The 223-nt window shown below is 70.0% G+C and carries 1 protein-coding gene; it reads right to left on the minus strand.

All coding sequences use genetic code 11. The features are described 5' to 3' along the window. Positions 1-223: YfhO family protein (locus E4K09_RS24140; protein WP_134500198.1), on the minus strand; the 223-nt coding region annotated here is incomplete at both ends.

Consider the following 223-nt stretch of genomic DNA (forward strand, 5'->3'; position numbering starts at 1 on the left):
AATTCGACGCGATGCGTGCCTGCCGGCACCTCCACGCCACGGAACAGCAGATTGGCGCGAAGCACCGGCCGGCGCGCGCCGTCGACCCGGGCCTCCCAGCCCGGATAATAGCTGTCGTGCAGCACGAGGACGCCGTGCTCCGCGGTCTCGACCTCCAGGGTGACGGAGTTGCGCCGGTAGCTGACGATCCTCACCTTGCTGGCGGGCTTCCCGGCGGGACGGA

The sequence above is a fragment of the Microvirga pakistanensis genome (assembly GCF_004458765.1).
GTDB lineage: Bacteria > Pseudomonadota > Alphaproteobacteria > Rhizobiales > Beijerinckiaceae > Microvirga > Microvirga pakistanensis.